Source organism: Acinetobacter sp. YH12128 (assembly GCF_013418655.1).
Classification (GTDB): Bacteria; Pseudomonadota; Gammaproteobacteria; order Pseudomonadales; family Moraxellaceae; genus Acinetobacter; species Acinetobacter amyesii.
On record NZ_VPBO01000002.1, the window covers coordinates 68,291 to 83,658 of the forward strand.

The window sequence follows — 15,368 nt, forward strand, 5'->3', positions numbered from 1 at the left end:
GGTATTTGAATATTAGGAATATACAAAAAAAATGAACAAAAAAGTTGTGGTGGGTCTTTGTTTGCTTTTCATGAGTCAATGGGCGTGTGCGCTAGATCTTGTGCAAGCTTATGAACGTGCAAAACAAGAAGACCCCAATTGGCAAGCCAATAAACTACAATATGAAGCGGATAAATTGAATTTGGGGATTGCCAATGGGAACTTACTCCCGACGGTAACAATCTCCGGAAATGTGACCCGAAAAAATCAAAATTCCAACCAAAGCGGCGCTCAAGCCGGGCTGATCATGCCAGACAGCACCACAACAAGACAAATTGCGCTCACTGCCCGTCAGCCCATTTTTCGTTGGGATGCATGGGAAGGGCTGAAGCAAGTCAAGACCTCGATTAATTTAAGTGAAATCAATCTGCGGATTCAAAAACAAGATCATATTTTAAATGTCTCTGAAGCTTATTTTAATGTCCTACGCCAACAGGCATTAACGGTTGCCAACCTACAAGAAGAACAGGCGCTATCAGAACAGCTGCGCATGATGAATGCTAAATTAAAAGAAGGTTTGGTGGCAAAAAGTGATGTCAGCGAAGCCAATGCTCAATATCAAAATGCTCGGGCCAACCGCATGGCGACTAATGTTCAATTGGTTTTGGCGCAGGAACAATTACAACAGTTGATTGGGCCATATCGAGAAAATTTGGCGGTGTTACGTGAAGATTTTCAGTTTGAAAAACCGATTCCAAACAATGTACAAGCGTGGGAAGAACTGGCTCAGGAGCAGAACCTAGGCATTTTACAAGCGCGTATGCAACAACGTTATGCGGAAGATGGCAAACGCGTCGAAAAAGCTGCCTTATATCCTCAGATTGAAGCGGTAGGGACCTATGGTTATAACAAGCAAAGTCCACAATCCATCATGTCGCAAGATGGTCAATTTGATCAGGTGGGGATTGAAATGAACTGGAATGTGTTTAATGGTGGACGGACACAGAAATCCATTAAGCAAGCGGCGATCAATGTTGAAAAAAGCCAAGCACAGGTGGATGCAGCAATTCGAAAAGCACAAACCGATGTAAAAAAATCTTATATGCAAGTCGAAACGGATCAAAGTAAATTACAGGCACGTAAAGCCGCGATGGATTCTTCCGCGCAAGTGTCTTTGGCCTCACAAGCCCAGTACCAAGAAGGCCTGAAAACCATGGTTGATGTGCTACTGGCACAGCGTAATGCCTTTTCAGCCCGTCAAGATTATCTGAATTCTAAGTACGATTATTTAATACATGTACTGCAACTCAAAGCCTCCGTTGGGAAATTAACGGAAGCTGATTTAGTGGAAATGAATGCATGGTTGGTCGATCAGAAAAATCAGCCATCGATCCTACTAAAGAAATAGGCCATGGTCATAAAAGTTTCACAATCAATATGCTTTAATATGGCACTAAAATCTGCCGATTCACGTTGTAGTGGAGACTCGCTTTGCCTAATAATCCTGTTTTAAACCATCACATTTCTTCGCAATTCAATGAAGAGTTGCAGGATGTGCATACCAAATTTATGACCATGGGTGGTTTGGTGGAGCAGCAGGTTGCAAATGCCATTCATGCCTTATTGGATACGGATGCAACAATGGCGATTGATGTTCAATTTCAAGACAATACGGTGAACCGTATGGAAACTGAAATTGATGAAGCGCTTACCCTGATTTTGGCGCGTCGTCATCCTGCTGCGATTGATCTACGCATGGTGATTGCGATGTCGAAAGCCAACACCGATTTAGAACGGATTGGTGATGAAGCGGCAAAAATTGCCCGTATTGCACAAAGTTTGTGTGAAGAAGGTGGTTCACCGCGTGGCTATATGGAAACACGGCATATTGGCAACCAAGTTCGCGTGATGATTCATGATGCGCTCGATGCCTTTGCACGTTTGGATGTAGATCAGGCTTTACGTGTCCTTTTGGCCGATGCTGATATTGACCGCGAGTACCAATCGGCAACCCGTACCCTCATGACGTATATGATAGAAGATCCACGCCACATTACTCGGGTGATGAATGTACTTTGGGTGCTGCGTTCACTTGAACGTATTGGTGACCATGCTCGAAATATTTCTGAACAAGTGATTTATATGGTGAAAGGTCTAGATGTCCGTCACACCAGTGTTGAAGAAATTGAGCAAAAAGTTCAGCGTTAATGGATTAGCATCAAGATGAACGAAGCCCATCAAACGATGGGCTTTTTTCGGTCTAAATTAACTATGTGTTTCTTCGTCTTCCTCAAAAGTTCGGGCAATTTTGTCAATATTTAAACTTTTCGCCATCGCATCGAAGATTTGCTTATAAGCACCTTCTTGATGGTACAAATCATGATGCTCCCCGTGTTCTACGATTTGTCCATCTTTCATGACGTAGGTGTAATCGGCATCGATAATTTGCGACAAACTATGCGAAATCATGATGACGGTACGCCCTTGCTTAATTTGATCCAGACTATTTTTAATTTGTTCAGCAGCGATCGCATCTAAACTAGCCGTCGGTTCGTCCAAGAAAATAATCGGCGGATTTTTTAGAAACATGCGTGCCAAGGCAATGCGCTGTTGCTGTCCACCTGAGAGCAGTAAAGCATCGGCTTCATAGGCATGCGGAAGTTTTAAGATCTGATCATGGATCGAGGCTTTCCGTGCTGCATCAAAGACTTCTTGCTCTGTAGCTGTACTTTTGCCATAGCGAATATTTTCAAAAATTGAACCTGGGAAAATATGATTTTTTTGCAATACCAAACCAATATTTTCACGTAAATACTGTGTATCAATCTGTTCTAAATCGATGCCATCGAGTTTGATATTGCCCGCTTGAGGATGATAAAACTTATCCAGTAAGCTAATTAATGTCGATTTTCCAGCCCCAGATAAACCAACCAAGGCGGTGATTTTGTTCGGTTGGATGGTCATGTTGATGCGGTGCAATGCCTGAAAGCCATTGGGATAGCTAAAGTCGACATTGCTTAATTCAAACTGACCTTGAATCGGAGGCTGGGCAGTGCCACTGGTTTCAATTTCATGATCCGCTTCTAAGATGTTAAAGAAGCTTTCCGAATAAATCATCGCAGAGTTAATTTCATCATAGATACGATGTAGCGAGCGAATCGGGGCAGAGACATTATTAAATAACAACACGTGATACATAATCATCCCGATACTCATTTGCCCATCCAAAACAAAATAGGCTGTCAGAATGATGATCAGTACCACACCGACCTGTTCAATAAAGGTTTTGAGTCCGTCAAAGATATAACTGGTTTGCCGTGTCTGCATCTGGTTTTCAGTCAGCGACTTTTGCAGATTTAATTGTTTTTTCGATTCGACGGCTTCTTTGTTAAAAGATTTAATGACCGTTATCGAATTGATAATACTCAGAATACCCTGATTTTTCTTTTCAAAATTATCGCGTAGGGCACGGCGTTTGCCTGCCAGTTTTTGTGATTGTTTGAAAGTTAGCCAAAAATAAATCGGCACAATAATTGTGGCCACCACGCCAACCCAAACATTGGCATAATACATTAAGCCCAGTGCAATAATAGCACTGGTAAATAGCGGTAAAATATCAATAAAAAAGATTTGAACCAGTCGTGTGAGCGAGCTAACCCCCCGATCAATTCGAGTTTGGAGTTTGCCTGCTTGGTTGTCTTGTTGATCGAAGAATGCCAATCGATAGGTGATAAATTTTTCAATAATGCCTTGGGACAAATCCTGAGAAATTAAAATACGTAACTTTTCACCAAACGATTTTTGTCCAAATTGCACGATGGCATTGATGACTTCTTTTCCCAATAAGACTACGGTGATGGTGATTAATATATGCCAACCATTGGCTAGACCGAGGCCTTGTTGTAAAAGCTGATTGATGCTGTCTACGGCATATTTGAGTGTCAGGGCATTCACCTGTGCCGTGAGTGAGCCAATTAAGGTCAAGATCAGCGTCACGACCACCAGCCAGCGGTATGGCTGTACAAATGGACGTAATTTTTGGAAAAGCTGCCACAGGTTCATAAGCAATTATTTTTATTGTGAATATGAGCTTTAGTCTAAGACTGAAAATTCTATGCGACAAGTAATGACAATGTTTTGATTTGTGACGAGAGTTTTTCGGCTAAGATATTTTTTAAATGTGCTCACGACATCAGCATTACGCTGCTGTGCCAAACAGTGTTGAGTTGAACCGATGAATTTTGAATTATTTACGCCTGAACCGCATGCAAATCTGTTGCCCTATGATGGTGAAGTTGAAGATTATGGATTGATCTTCAATGCTGAAGACAGTGAAAAATATTTACACTATTTCCTCACGCAGTTGGCTTGGCAGCATGATGAAGTCATTTTGCATGGACAGTATTTTCAAACGGAACGAAAAGTGGTTTGGTATGGAGATGCTCATTATGAGTATCACTATTCAGGCATGCAAAAGCAGGCATTGATCTGGAATCCAGCTTTACTGCGCTTAAAGCAACATATTGAGCAACGGGTGGGTCAGACGTTTAATTCCTGTTTGGCCAATTTATACGAAAATGGTACGCAAGCGGTGGGGTGGCATAGTGATGATGAGCCATCTTTGCTTTCACCCACACAGCAGGTGGTGATCGCATCTTTGAGTTTTGGGGCAAGCCGAAAGTTCTGCTTTAAACATAAAAGCACTCAAGAGAAAGTACAGCTTTTACTGCAAAGTGGACAGTTGATCGTGATGCGTGGGCAAACCCAACGATATTGGAAGCATGCCCTAATGAAGTCGATGAAAGTGACCGAGCCGAGGGTGAATTTAACCTTTCGTTATTTCTATGATCAACAGCCGTAAAAAAAGCCCATATCTAGATGAGCTTTTTTCTTTCTCTGAGGAAGAGTATAGCGACAATCAACTGAAATCATGGAACACATGGTTGAGATGACTGCTAAAGAACAATAATCATATTATGATAATTTATCCAATATTTATAATTAATAAATTCAATTAATAGTATAAATTTATCAGATTAATTAAATATCATCTTTACAACATCGCATCAGTTGTGCGCAAACTGATCAGATTTAAATGGCGTCCGATTCTTCCATCATACTGCTGTATTTTTTCTCAATACGCGCTGTACAGTCTTGCATCATTTCTACGACTTTTTGAAAATTCATAAATTCAAAACGATTTTTAGACGCCAATAGGGTCAAAGCAAGTGGGGGTTCTTTACTGGAAAATTTAATCGGAATCGATAGGCTCGACATATTCGGGTCAACTTCACCATTGGAAAAATAATAACCCTGCTTTTTAATCTTTTTCATTTGCAGCATAAATTCTTCTTCATTATGCGCAAAACCAACTTGAGATAACTCGTCCGCAAAACGGTGGTAATAATCTAAAATCCGTTGCTTAGGTAACTGCGACAAAATCACTTTAGACGATGAGCCTTTGTACATTGGACGTGGGCTACCTCGACCATATGCCAAGGCTGCATAGTCTTTATAAAGTTCATGATGTACATCAATGCAAGAGTCGATATTCAGATGCGTCAATAAGCAACAAGACTCTGTGCGTTCCACAATTTCTTTCATGAAGGGAATGCTAATTTGCACCAATGGATCGGTGGTGCGAGAAATAAAATCAAGCACAGCAATTTTTGAACCCAGTGTGTAATCGCCAGAAGTCCCACTGAGGCGCTGCAATAATTCAGCAGAAACCAGTTCTTTTAAATAGCGATAGCTCGTTGGTTTAGATAAGCCTAATTCTTCACTAATAATGTCGACATTGATGATGGGACGAGCAACTGAAAATAAGTCGAGTACGGTGAGAATTTTACCAAAACTGGAAAGCGCCATAAGAACCTGCTTGGTCACAATAAAAAATGAATCGTTAAGTTACTTTATAACAAATTGCTCGGCCTGATGTTGCGCTTTTCTACATTGAAAATGAAACAAATCTGAAATATCACAGGGTTTCTTGGGTTATTCTGATAAAAGCATAATAAAAAATTGAAATACGCACTTAAAATATAGGTCAATTATCAAAATAAGATATTAATATTGACTTTAATTTGTTTTTTTAGCAAAATTGTTGTGAAAATATCCTATATTGAATAAATATTGCCCATTCTTTCGATGCGCAGGCAATGTTGCACATTACTTTTTGTATTCAAATGGTTTGAAACACGATTTGAATCGCTTCTTTACTTATTGAAATTTCTAGTCATTCCTGTGCCGTGATACAGGTTGTGCTGTCGAATGTTTAAGCATTCGATACGAGGTCGTTTTCACTAAAAAAAAGCAAACCACCGAGATCCATCATGCTGCTGACGAAACAAATACTCGCTTTTCGGCCCAATAAAATGGACTGGATTTTTGCGACCAAAACGTTCATCGCGGGCATGTTGGCATTGTATGTGGCCTTTGTACTGAATTTGGCTTATCCGATTTGGGCGATTGGCACCGTTTTCGTGATCGCGAATCCATATTCAGGGATGACGTCTTCAAAAAGTTTGTATCGTGTATTAGGGACGTTCTTAGGGGCGGCCGTGTCGGTGGTGGCACTGCCACATCTCATTCACATGCCTGTACTGTTTACGGTGTTTTTAGCGGTTTGGGTTGGGTTTTGCCTGTATTTGTCACTGCTAGACCGTACGCCTCGTAGTTATGTTTCCATGTTGGCGGGTTATACCACGGTCATTATCTGTTTTAACGTCGTGTATTTTATTGATACCGCTTCGATCTTCGATATGGCCTTGGGGCGTTTTCTCGAAATTACGGTGGGTGTGGTATGTAGTGCCATCGTGACCACGACATTATTTCCAATGCATATTGGCCCTGCAGTCGAAACACGCGTGAGCAAAACCTTTGCCGATACCAAAGAAATATTTGATCAGATTTTATTAGAGCCTGCCGAACTAGAAAATTATTCAAAAAACCTCGGCAATATTGCGCGAGATATCGCGGATATACATGTCATGGCGGTGCATTTGTCATATGAAAAATCCACCTTAAAAGGCATGACACGTCCATTGCAGGAAATCTTGCATCAGTTGAGTTTGTTGGTCAGTAACTTGGTGGCCATGTCTGAACGGATGAAACAATTAGATGGTCTGGACACACATTATCGGACGGCACTCAAGCAAGCCCATGAACATATTGCCGCGTTTTTATTAGATCAACATCAGATTGAGGAAAGTGAACTTAATCAATTACCTGAACAATTTGAGCAAGATTTTCAACACATTCAGACACAGGCATTGCCATCACAGCAGGTGATTTTGGGTAGTCTAAAAATGGATATTCGCCATTTTATTCAGAATATCCGTGCGATTCGCTTGCTTTGGCAGCGGGTACAGCAAGGCGACTCCACTTTACCAACCACACTGACCGCCTTGAGCAATAGTCATTATCCGACTTTGCACCGTGATGCGGGGGTTGCTATTCGTGGCGGAGTGTCTGCGTGTCTGATTATTTTAATTTCTACGGGTTTTTGGATCGTTAGTGGTTGGAAAGCTGGATTTATGATGGCTGAAATGGCTGCGATCAGTGCCTGTATTTTAACGGCAATGGATAACCCTGTTCCTGCATTGAAAATGTTTATTCGAGCCAATATGTATGCGGCTTTCATGGTGTTTATCTACGCCTATGGCATTTTCCCGCATGTGACCGCCTTTTGGCAGTTGATCGTGGTGTTAGCACCGTTTGTGATGTTCTGTCTGATGCTGTTTTTACATCCACCTTTAATTGGAATTAGCTTGCCATTACTGATGGGGGCGATTATGGGACTGAATATTCAAAACCGCTTTAGCCTCGATCAGGTGTTTTTCTTCGATGCATCGATTGGGACGGTTTTGGGACCCATTATTTCGGTGTTTATTATTCATTTAGTGCGTGCAATGTCACCAGATATGACGGCCCAACGCATCCTTTCTCAGCATTATAAGGCACTGCGTCAGGCTTTATATCTGCCGTACGGCTTACCGTTTCGGGTGCATTTACGCAGTATGTTGGACCGAATTGGCATCCTAAACAGCAAAATGGTGCAATCAGGAAATTTGAAACAACAGATCGAGTGGGGCTTTGGTGGAAGCCAGTGCGGTGATTGATTTGACCCGCTTACAAGAACTCATGAATAAACTCGATCCGAATGATGCACTGGTCAGTGAACTTGAAGAGTTACAACAAGATTTAGATGACTATTTTCGGGCCATGGAACAAGGGCAAAAGAATGTGTATATGAGTTTGAAACAGCAAATTGTAGAGCGAATTCAACGATTGAATCAGGCCGTTCAGGGTCTTGAAAACGACGATGTTATGCATCGAATTCAGTATTCACTGAACAATATTCAAAGCAGTTTGTGTCATGTCCTAACACAGCAGACTCCAAATCATTTACAGGTCGAGGCACAACATGGGTGAGCTAAATGTGTATGGCGTCTATGTGCCCATTCTATTGATTCAAGCGGTATTGGCCTATCTGTTATTGCGGGTCATCATGCGTTTGCTTGACCGATGGATGGCGCCAGATTGGGTGCCGATGCCCAATATTTTTTATTTGGGTGTATTTGTGATGTTGCTTTGGCTGGTGCATGAAATCTTTATTTTCTGCCAGTTCTAAGCCCCTAAAAAATGAAATGATTGAGGTAATCGTATGACCAATTTGAATGTCCGAAAATATGTTCGGCCTGTATTGTTGATAATCGTGCTATGTGGCGCATTACTTGCGCTGAAACATATTTGGGACTATTACAATTCGGAACCTTGGACGCGTGATGGACGGGTACGTGGTGACGTGATTCAAGTGTCATCGGATGTTTCAGGTTTGGTCACAGACGTTTTGGTGCAAGACAATCAGCAAGTGAAAAAAGGCCAAGTGCTGTTTCGTATAGATGTGGCACGTCAAGCCTTGGACGTTGAGCAAGCCAAATCTGACTTGGCGAAAGCCAAAGCAGGACTGGCAGGGGTTGAAGCGCAGCTTGCTGAAGCCAAAGCGAATTTAGTGAAGTCACAAGCCAATATTAATCTTGCAGATAAAAATGCAAATCGTTATGCAAGTTTGATGGACGGTGCGATTTCAAAACAAGAACAAGATCAAATGTTTGCAGTACGTGATCAATCACATGCAGAGCATGAACAAACTCAGGCCGCGATTGAGCAAGCCAAAGCCAGTGTGGTGCAGCAAAAAGCCCTGATTGAAGCGGCGAATAGCAGTTTGCATTTGGCAGAATTGAATTTAAAACGTTCGGAAGTGGTTGCACCGACTGATGGAACATTGTCTAACTTTGAACTCAAAGCAGGGAATTACGTCAAAGTTGGCCAAGCCGTAGCGGCCTTAATTGACCGTCAACAATTGTATGTTGTGGGATATTTTGAAGAAACCAAACTAGATAAAATCTATGTTGGCGCACCTGCAACAATCCAACTGATGGGAAGTTCTGAAGTTTATAAGGGGCATGTACAAGGCGTTGCAACAGGGATTGAAGACCGTGAACGTACATCGACTGATAGTTTACTGGCCAATGTCAATCCAACCTTTAGTTGGGTTCGTTTGGCACAGCGTGTACCAGTGAAAATTGTACTGGATGAAGTGCCGCATGATCAGTTGGCTTTTGTCGCGGGTCGAACCACCACGATTCATATTGTGGATAAAAACTAAGTTATCCCCAATCATTTCATTTGCGCAGCATTGAGTGATCAATCTTGCGCATAAAAAAGCATCCTTTTTCGGATGCTTTTTTATTTGCCTGTTTGTTGAAAGCGCTTAAGGTTTCAGTCCCACTGGATTTCGATACCAACTTTCAATAAATAATGCTGCAGCAAGGCTGTCGGCAGAAAGATTCTTCGCACGGCCTTGGGCTTGATAATGATCTAATTCATCACGCGCTTCACGTGTAGTTAAGCGTTCATCGACCATCAAGGTTTCAATATTGGTTTGGTGGCGAAGGCGTCGTGCAAATTTACGCGCACGTGTGGAGAGTTCAGATTCGCTATCATCCATATTGAGCGGTAGACCCACGATAAACAAATCCGGCTGATACTGTTTCACAATCTTGAGTAGATTATCCCAATTGGGAATGCCATCTTTCATGGGAAAGAGTGGTAGAGGATTTGCACTTTCAATCAGGGCTTGTCCCACAGCCATTCCTGTTTTTTGTGTGCCAAAGTCAAAAGCCATAATCATTTGATATTGTGGTAAATCAGGCATGTCCAATCTCAGATGATAACCACATGCGGTCTACCCCCATTTTTTTATAGGCAGCGTCCCAGCGGTCGTCATAAGGTAAGTTAAATATTAAATCCATGTCTGAGTCACAAATGAGCCAATCACCCCGAGCAATTTCTTCTTCTAATTGGCTTTTACCCCAACTGGCATAGCCTAGGGCCACCTGATAGCGACCCACACCTTCATTGTGTGCGATCGCATCTAAAATATCTTTAGAGGTGGTAATACAAACATTTTCACCTACAGCAATAGACGAATGCCATGTCGGTTGACCGGTATGAAGAACAAAACCTGCCTCTGGGCGCAAAGGTCCACCTTGCAACACTTCATGAGGATGCACATTATCTGCCTCAATTTCCAAATCATTCAAGAGTTCTTTGATCTGTAAACCTGATGGACGATTAATAATGATGCCTTGAGCGCCATCTTCATCATGTCGAGCCAAATAAATCACCGTATTGGCAAAGAATTCATCGTTCATTTCGGGTGGAGCAATCAGGCAGCGGTGTGTGAGGTATTGTTTAGTCACCTAATGGCTTCTCCTTATTGGGGTAAGTTTAATTTTTGGGGTGAATTGCATTCGAATAACGTTGTATTTATCAACATACTAGACTCACAAGTTTTCAACAATGAGTTTTTCTGCAAATTCAATATTTGTCATGCTCGACCGGTGAGGGGCATGATCAAAATCGTCATCGTGCAGGCAGGTCTGCAATGTGGTGAATTGTGAAGAGATGATTGGTAATTTGAACAACAGCAGTACAAAAGCGAGGAGAAGTTATACGTGATGGATGACTGAGATTGCTTAAAATAGCAGGATAAACTGAGGGTGCAACAATGACACATTTTTCAAAAATAATAGGGATGGCACTCTGTGCAAGCCTACCTATTTCAGGCTTTGCAGGAAGCGCTGACTTACAAAAACATGAATCTCAGGTGATTAAAAAATATAAAAACTTAAATTTTTATGAGGTCAATGAAGCGCTAGAACGTGAAATTGTGGATGTTATTGCGGCAGATCCGAGCAGTTTGCACTACGGATTTACGCAACTGGAAAAGCAAGGTTTTGTTCATGTGCAATATTCTCCGGATAAAAAACTAAAATTTTATAGTTTTGATGTGTCTGGCGGAGGCACCATGGGGGAGTGGAGCAGCTATGTGCAATATTCAACGGGAAAAACGCAACATTTAGATCAATTTGACTCAGGCTATATCAATCAAATTTTGCCGGTCAACATCCAAAATAAAACCGTATATTTGGTGAAGAGTTATTATAAAGGTGATAATTGCAGTGGATTACATCATCTAAGAGCCGTTGAAGTTGGACCAAAACAGTTACTTAAATCTTATGTCTTTAAAACCAAGCAAAAGAAACTAGATCAAATTTCGGTAGATTATGACTGCCATTATGAAACCGATCGTCGTAGCGGGAATGAATATCTGAAAATCAGTCCGAAACACGTGGATGTAATGTTGCTCAATCAACAACATCAGCCGCAGCAAAAATATTTACGCTATACCTTGGGCTCGAAAGCCTTTGTGTATCAGGGGATTGTCAAATAGTGTGTTTAAGAAAAAAGCCTGTGTTGTTTTTAATCCACAGGCTTTTTTGAAAGCATCAAAAATTAACTATGTTGAAATTTTAATTGTCGCAACTGTTTTGCGTGTTGTAAGGTCGTTTGACTAATCTCCACACCACCGGTCATTCGAGCCAGCTCTTGAATCCGATCATCTTCTTCTAATTCGATAATGGTACTGCTTGCAGGATCCGTTTGACGTTTTTTCACCAAAAGATGTTGGTCAGATTGAGCAGCGACTTGGGCTTGGTGAGTAATACATAAAATTTGAACATGCTGCGCCAAATCAGCCAACAAACGTCCGACAATTTCTGCTGTTCCGCCACTGATCCCGACATCAATTTCATCAAAGACTAACACTTCTGATTCAGTTTTTTCAGCATTCATCACTTGCATGACTAAGGCAATACGTGACAATTCACCCCCCGATGCCACGCGTGCTAAAGGCTGAGCAGGAATCCCTTTGTTTGCGGTGAACAGCAGTTGAATAAAGCTCAAACCTTCACTTGAAGCTTGTTCTAGAGGCTCAAATTTAAATTCAAAATGTGCTTCTGGGAGCGCGAGCTGCTTCACTTGTTCAGTCAATTGCTTCGCCAATGGGGTAGATGCTTCACGACGAATATCATCCAAATGCTGTGCTTTGGCTAAAAAGTCTTGATGAGACACTTCCACTTGTTCAGCTAGGGTTTCAGGATCTTCAAGTTGATGTAATTGTTCTAGCTCAAGTTGCCACGCATCATAATCATTTTTTAAATCTTCAGGCTGAGTACGATATTTACGCGCTAAGCGATGAAAAACTTCGAGTTTAGTGTTTAATTCGTCCATACGTTCAGGATCGAAACTTTGACGATCAATAAACTGACGTAAATTTGCGGTGGCATCTTCAATTTCACTTTGAGCGTTCAGTAGCGACGTATAAATTTCAGAAAGTTGTTCACTACGTCCTGCATGCGATTCAATCCGACGAATGATCGCGCCCATTTCTTGATTGATATTTTGCTCGGCGTCATCGAGGGCATTTAGACCATAGCTACAATCCTGCATGATATGTTCATGATGACTGAGACGGTCAAATTCTTGCTCGATTTCTTTGTAGTCCGTTTGCACAACGTCTTCAAGTTCTTCCAATTGAAGTTCAAGCGTTTCTATCCGTTGCTTACGTGTGGCTTGGGCGTCGAGTGCTGCTTGGTGCTGACGAATATCCTTTTGCCATTTGCTATAGGCATCACGCACGGCTTGAGCAGGCTGATAAAAATTGTAATAACGATCCAGCCAATGTTTTGGATAGGGCGGTTCTAAGAGTTGTTGTTGGCTGTGTTGGCTATAGAGTTGTACCAATAAGCGGCCAATTTCTTTTAACTCAGATAAGCTGCTCGGACGTCCATTAATCCATGCTTTGCTGCGACCTGTTGCAAAAATTACGCGACGTAAATGGATCTCGCCAGACTCATCATCCAATTCGTGTTCTTTGAGCCAAAGCGCTTCAGGACTGTACTCTTGATAGCTAAAGGTCGCTGTTACATCGGCTTTGTCTGATCCATAGCGCACATAGTTGGTGTCTGTACGTTCACCTAAGCAAGCTGATAATGCGTCTAGAAGTAAAGATTTACCTGCACCCGTTTCACCCGTCAGGACATTAAAGCCTTGTTCAATGTCGATGGCTAAATGGTCGGCTAATGCAAAATTGATCAGAGTTAAATGTGTCAGCATAAACGCATCCGAGCTGCGAAAAGTTCTAGTTAAAGATAATTAAGTTTTGTTTTAGTCACAAGATAAGTTTTATTTTAAGATGACGAAAAACCTCATAATTCTATCTTAAATTTCAGTTTAATAAGAAATTAGTTTCGTATCCGCTGTATGCACGTAGTGTTGTGATGCAAAGAGTAGATGATCTTGCATAACGTGAGCTTAAACCATCAAATGTCCTGCCAATTCCTCACAAAACACGTTTGTGTATGTATTCTTGTATTTAATCTAGCGTGTTATTGCCATAAAACGTCATGATTTGGTCACTCAAATCTACCAATATGATTCATCACGCTGCTATTTTTTTGAAAAGAGTTTTCAGCGTTTCGATCAACCCTAACTAGGACTTTAGTGGATGAAACAAAAAAGTATTTTGTACAACAGCACAGCTTGTTTTAGACTCTAAATGTTGAGGTAGTGGGATGAAATTGGGGCACATCCAGTACTCAGATTTTTGTAATTATCTATCGCACAGTTTTCAACACAGATTGATTAGTTTTTGCAGCACAATTAAACTACATCGATCAAAATATTATAAATATGCTTTATCTGGAGAAAACGCATGTCAGCACAGTTTGATCATGTATCGGTAATCAAAAAATCAAATGTTTATTTTGGCGGTCTATGCATCAGCCATACTGTGCAATTTGAAGATGGAACAAAGAAAACACTGGGTGTGTTGCTTCCAACTGAACAAGCGCTGACTTTTGAAACCCATGTACCTGAACGTATGGAAATTATTTCAGGTGAATGTCGTGTTCAAATTGCAGATAGCGAAGAAAGCGAATTATTCCGTGCGGGTCAATCATTCTACGTGCCAGGTAATAGCCGATTTAAAATTGAAACAGACGAAGTGTTGGATTATGTGTGCCACTTAGAAGGCTAATGATTCAATCAATTTAGGCACAGTTTTTTAACCTCAAATCGGTTAAACTATGTGTCATAGCATAAATCCTGTAAAGCTTGCTTTGCAGGATTTTTCTTTTTGGCAGCCTATGCTGTGCTCTAGGGATATCATACCCTGTTCAAAAGTTTATCGAAGTTTGCAATTTAGAGGTCGTTCATGGCGAAACCGGAATATTATTATGGCGTTCATTCAGTGGAGTCATTACTGGAACTTGAGCCAGAACGCGTTTTAACTTTATTTGCGTTAAAAGGACGTGATGATCAGCGTTTAAAACGTATTTTTGAGCTTGCAGAACCGTTTGGTGTCAGCATTCAAAAAGCTAGTCGTGATAGTTTGGAAAAACTTGCGGGACAACCGTTCCATCAAGGTGTGGTTGCTGCTGTACGTCCACATCCAGTTTTGAACGAAAAAGATTTAGAGGCTTTATTACAAGCCAATCCAAATGCGTTGCTATTGGCATTAGATCATATTACAGATCCACATAACCTTGGTGCATGCATTCGTACAGCGGCAGCCATGGGTGTTGAAGCTGTGATTGCACCGCGTGATCGTTCAGCGACGCTTACCCCAACAGCCCGTAAAGTTGCTGCAGGTGGTGCTGAAAAAGTGAAGTTTATTCAGGTGACGAACTTGGCACGTACCTTGGCTCAAATCAAAGAAGACTTTAATGTACGTGTGGTCGGCACTATGCTAGATGAAAAAGCATTGCCGATTCAAAATTTTGACTTCACAGGTACGGGTGTATGTGTGGTGATGGGCGCTGAAGATACAGGTTTACGTCCTATTACGCAGGCGCAATGTGATCAAACTGTTTACATTCCAATGGCTGGTAATTTGCAAAGCTTAAATGTCAGTGTCGCGACAGGTATGGCATTGTATGAAGCATGCCGTCAACGTAATAATGAATTGAAATAGCAGTGAT

General features: G+C 41.5%; 13 protein-coding genes and 1 pseudogene. 9 read left to right on the forward strand and 5 right to left on the reverse strand.

The window, feature by feature from the left end; all coding sequences use genetic code 11:
• Positions 1 to 31: 31 nt before the first annotated feature.
• Both FTU64_RS01925 and phoU read left to right on the forward strand, forming a co-directional pair.
• Positions 32 to 1,387, forward strand: coding sequence for a TolC family outer membrane protein (locus tag FTU64_RS01925; RefSeq protein ID WP_180059127.1), 1,356 nt, complete (start codon positions 32 to 34; stop codon positions 1,385 to 1,387).
• 83 nt (positions 1,388 to 1,470) lie between these two features.
• Positions 1,471 to 2,187: a phosphate signaling complex protein PhoU gene (gene phoU, locus FTU64_RS01930; RefSeq protein ID WP_078189433.1), complete on the forward strand. Its 717-nt coding sequence runs from the start codon at positions 1,471 to 1,473 to the stop codon at positions 2,185 to 2,187.
• A gap of 57 nt (positions 2,188 to 2,244) precedes the next feature.
• On the opposite strand, the gene FTU64_RS01935 is transcribed toward phoU, so the two are convergent.
• Positions 2,245 to 4,041, reverse strand: coding sequence for an ABC transporter ATP-binding protein (locus tag FTU64_RS01935; RefSeq protein WP_078189432.1), 1,797 nt, complete (start codon positions 4,039 to 4,041; stop codon positions 2,245 to 2,247).
• 172 nt (positions 4,042 to 4,213) lie between these two features.
• Between FTU64_RS01935 and FTU64_RS01940 the strand changes: the two genes are divergently transcribed.
• Positions 4,214 to 4,840 carry an alpha-ketoglutarate-dependent dioxygenase AlkB gene (locus tag FTU64_RS01940; RefSeq protein ID WP_180059128.1) on the forward strand — a complete coding sequence of 209 codons (627 nt, stop codon included), beginning with the start codon at positions 4,214 to 4,216 and terminating at the stop codon, positions 4,838 to 4,840.
• Positions 4,841 to 5,070: 230 nt separating this feature from the next.
• On the opposite strand, the gene FTU64_RS01945 is transcribed toward FTU64_RS01940, so the two are convergent.
• Positions 5,071 to 5,847, reverse strand: coding sequence for an IclR family transcriptional regulator (locus FTU64_RS01945; RefSeq protein ID WP_180026532.1), 777 nt, complete (start codon positions 5,845 to 5,847; stop codon positions 5,071 to 5,073).
• A gap of 464 nt (positions 5,848 to 6,311) precedes the next feature.
• On the opposite strand from FTU64_RS01945, the pseudogene FTU64_RS01950 reads away from it, so the two are divergent.
• The 3 genes and pseudogenes from FTU64_RS01950 (at position 6,312) to FTU64_RS01960 (ending at position 9,649) form a co-directional block, all read left to right on the forward strand.
• Positions 6,312 to 8,412: pseudogene (locus FTU64_RS01950) on the forward strand (FUSC family protein).
• On the forward strand, positions 8,405 to 8,611 hold the full coding sequence (locus FTU64_RS01955) for a DUF1656 domain-containing protein (RefSeq protein WP_078189428.1): 207 nt from the start codon (positions 8,405 to 8,407) through the stop codon (positions 8,609 to 8,611). The pseudogene FTU64_RS01950 and the gene FTU64_RS01955 overlap by 8 nt, the downstream one beginning before the upstream one ends.
• 33 nt (positions 8,612 to 8,644) lie before the next feature.
• Entirely contained in the window at positions 8,645 to 9,649 is a 1,005-nt protein-coding gene (locus FTU64_RS01960; RefSeq protein ID WP_180059129.1) for an HlyD family secretion protein, read from the forward strand.
• A gap of 105 nt (positions 9,650 to 9,754) precedes the next feature.
• On the opposite strand, the gene ruvX is transcribed toward FTU64_RS01960, so the two are convergent.
• Positions 9,755 to 10,198, reverse strand: a complete 444-nt coding sequence (gene ruvX, locus FTU64_RS01965; protein ID WP_078192570.1) for a Holliday junction resolvase RuvX — start codon at positions 10,196 to 10,198, stop codon at positions 9,755 to 9,757.
• Entirely contained in the window at positions 10,191 to 10,745 is a 555-nt protein-coding gene (locus FTU64_RS01970; protein ID WP_078189425.1) for a YqgE/AlgH family protein, read from the reverse strand. The genes ruvX and FTU64_RS01970 overlap by 8 nt, the downstream gene beginning before the upstream one ends.
• Positions 10,746 to 11,053: 308 nt before the next feature.
• Here FTU64_RS01970 and FTU64_RS01975 point away from each other — a divergent pair, with 308 nt between their 5' ends.
• Positions 11,054 to 11,779, forward strand: a complete 726-nt coding sequence (locus FTU64_RS01975) for a hypothetical protein (RefSeq protein ID WP_180059130.1) — start codon at positions 11,054 to 11,056, stop codon at positions 11,777 to 11,779.
• Between the two features lie 62 nt (positions 11,780 to 11,841).
• Here the strand turns inward: FTU64_RS01975 and recN are convergent, their stop codons facing one another.
• Positions 11,842 to 13,503 carry a DNA repair protein RecN gene (gene recN, locus FTU64_RS01980; protein ID WP_180059131.1) on the reverse strand — a complete coding sequence of 554 codons (1,662 nt, stop codon included), beginning with the start codon at positions 13,501 to 13,503 and terminating at the stop codon, positions 11,842 to 11,844.
• 598 nt (positions 13,504 to 14,101) lie between these two features.
• Here recN and FTU64_RS01985 point away from each other — a divergent pair.
• Complete coding sequence (locus FTU64_RS01985; RefSeq protein WP_067763086.1) at positions 14,102 to 14,425, forward strand: pyrimidine/purine nucleoside phosphorylase; 324 nt, start codon at positions 14,102 to 14,104, stop codon at positions 14,423 to 14,425.
• A gap of 177 nt (positions 14,426 to 14,602) precedes the next feature.
• Positions 14,603 to 15,361: a 23S rRNA (guanosine(2251)-2'-O)-methyltransferase RlmB gene (gene rlmB / locus FTU64_RS01990; RefSeq protein WP_168378207.1), complete on the forward strand. Its 759-nt coding sequence runs from the start codon at positions 14,603 to 14,605 to the stop codon at positions 15,359 to 15,361.
• The last annotated feature ends 7 nt before the right edge of the window (positions 15,362 to 15,368 follow it).

Coding starts and splice junctions, on each gene's coding strand:
- FTU64_RS01940 (WP_180059128.1), top strand. CDS start 4,214: ATGAATTTTGAATTATTTACGCCTGAACCGCATGCAAATCTGTTGCCC.
- FTU64_RS01925 (WP_180059127.1), top strand. CDS start 32: ATGAACAAAAAAGTTGTGGTGGGTCTTTGTTTGCTTTTCATGAGTCAA.
- FTU64_RS01975 (WP_180059130.1), top strand. CDS start 11,054: ATGACACATTTTTCAAAAATAATAGGGATGGCACTCTGTGCAAGCCTA.
- FTU64_RS01945 (WP_180026532.1), bottom strand. CDS start 5,847: ATGGCGCTTTCCAGTTTTGGTAAAATTCTCACCGTACTCGACTTATTT.
- ruvX (WP_078192570.1), bottom strand. CDS start 10,198: ATGCCTGATTTACCACAATATCAAATGATTATGGCTTTTGACTTTGGC.
- FTU64_RS01955 (WP_078189428.1), top strand. CDS start 8,405: ATGGGTGAGCTAAATGTGTATGGCGTCTATGTGCCCATTCTATTGATT.
- recN (WP_180059131.1), bottom strand. CDS start 13,503: ATGCTGACACATTTAACTCTGATCAATTTTGCATTAGCCGACCATTTA.
- FTU64_RS01960 (WP_180059129.1), top strand. CDS start 8,645: ATGACCAATTTGAATGTCCGAAAATATGTTCGGCCTGTATTGTTGATA.
- rlmB (WP_168378207.1), top strand. CDS start 14,603: ATGGCGAAACCGGAATATTATTATGGCGTTCATTCAGTGGAGTCATTA.
- FTU64_RS01935 (WP_078189432.1), bottom strand. CDS start 4,041: ATGAACCTGTGGCAGCTTTTCCAAAAATTACGTCCATTTGTACAGCCA.
- FTU64_RS01985 (WP_067763086.1), top strand. CDS start 14,102: ATGTCAGCACAGTTTGATCATGTATCGGTAATCAAAAAATCAAATGTT.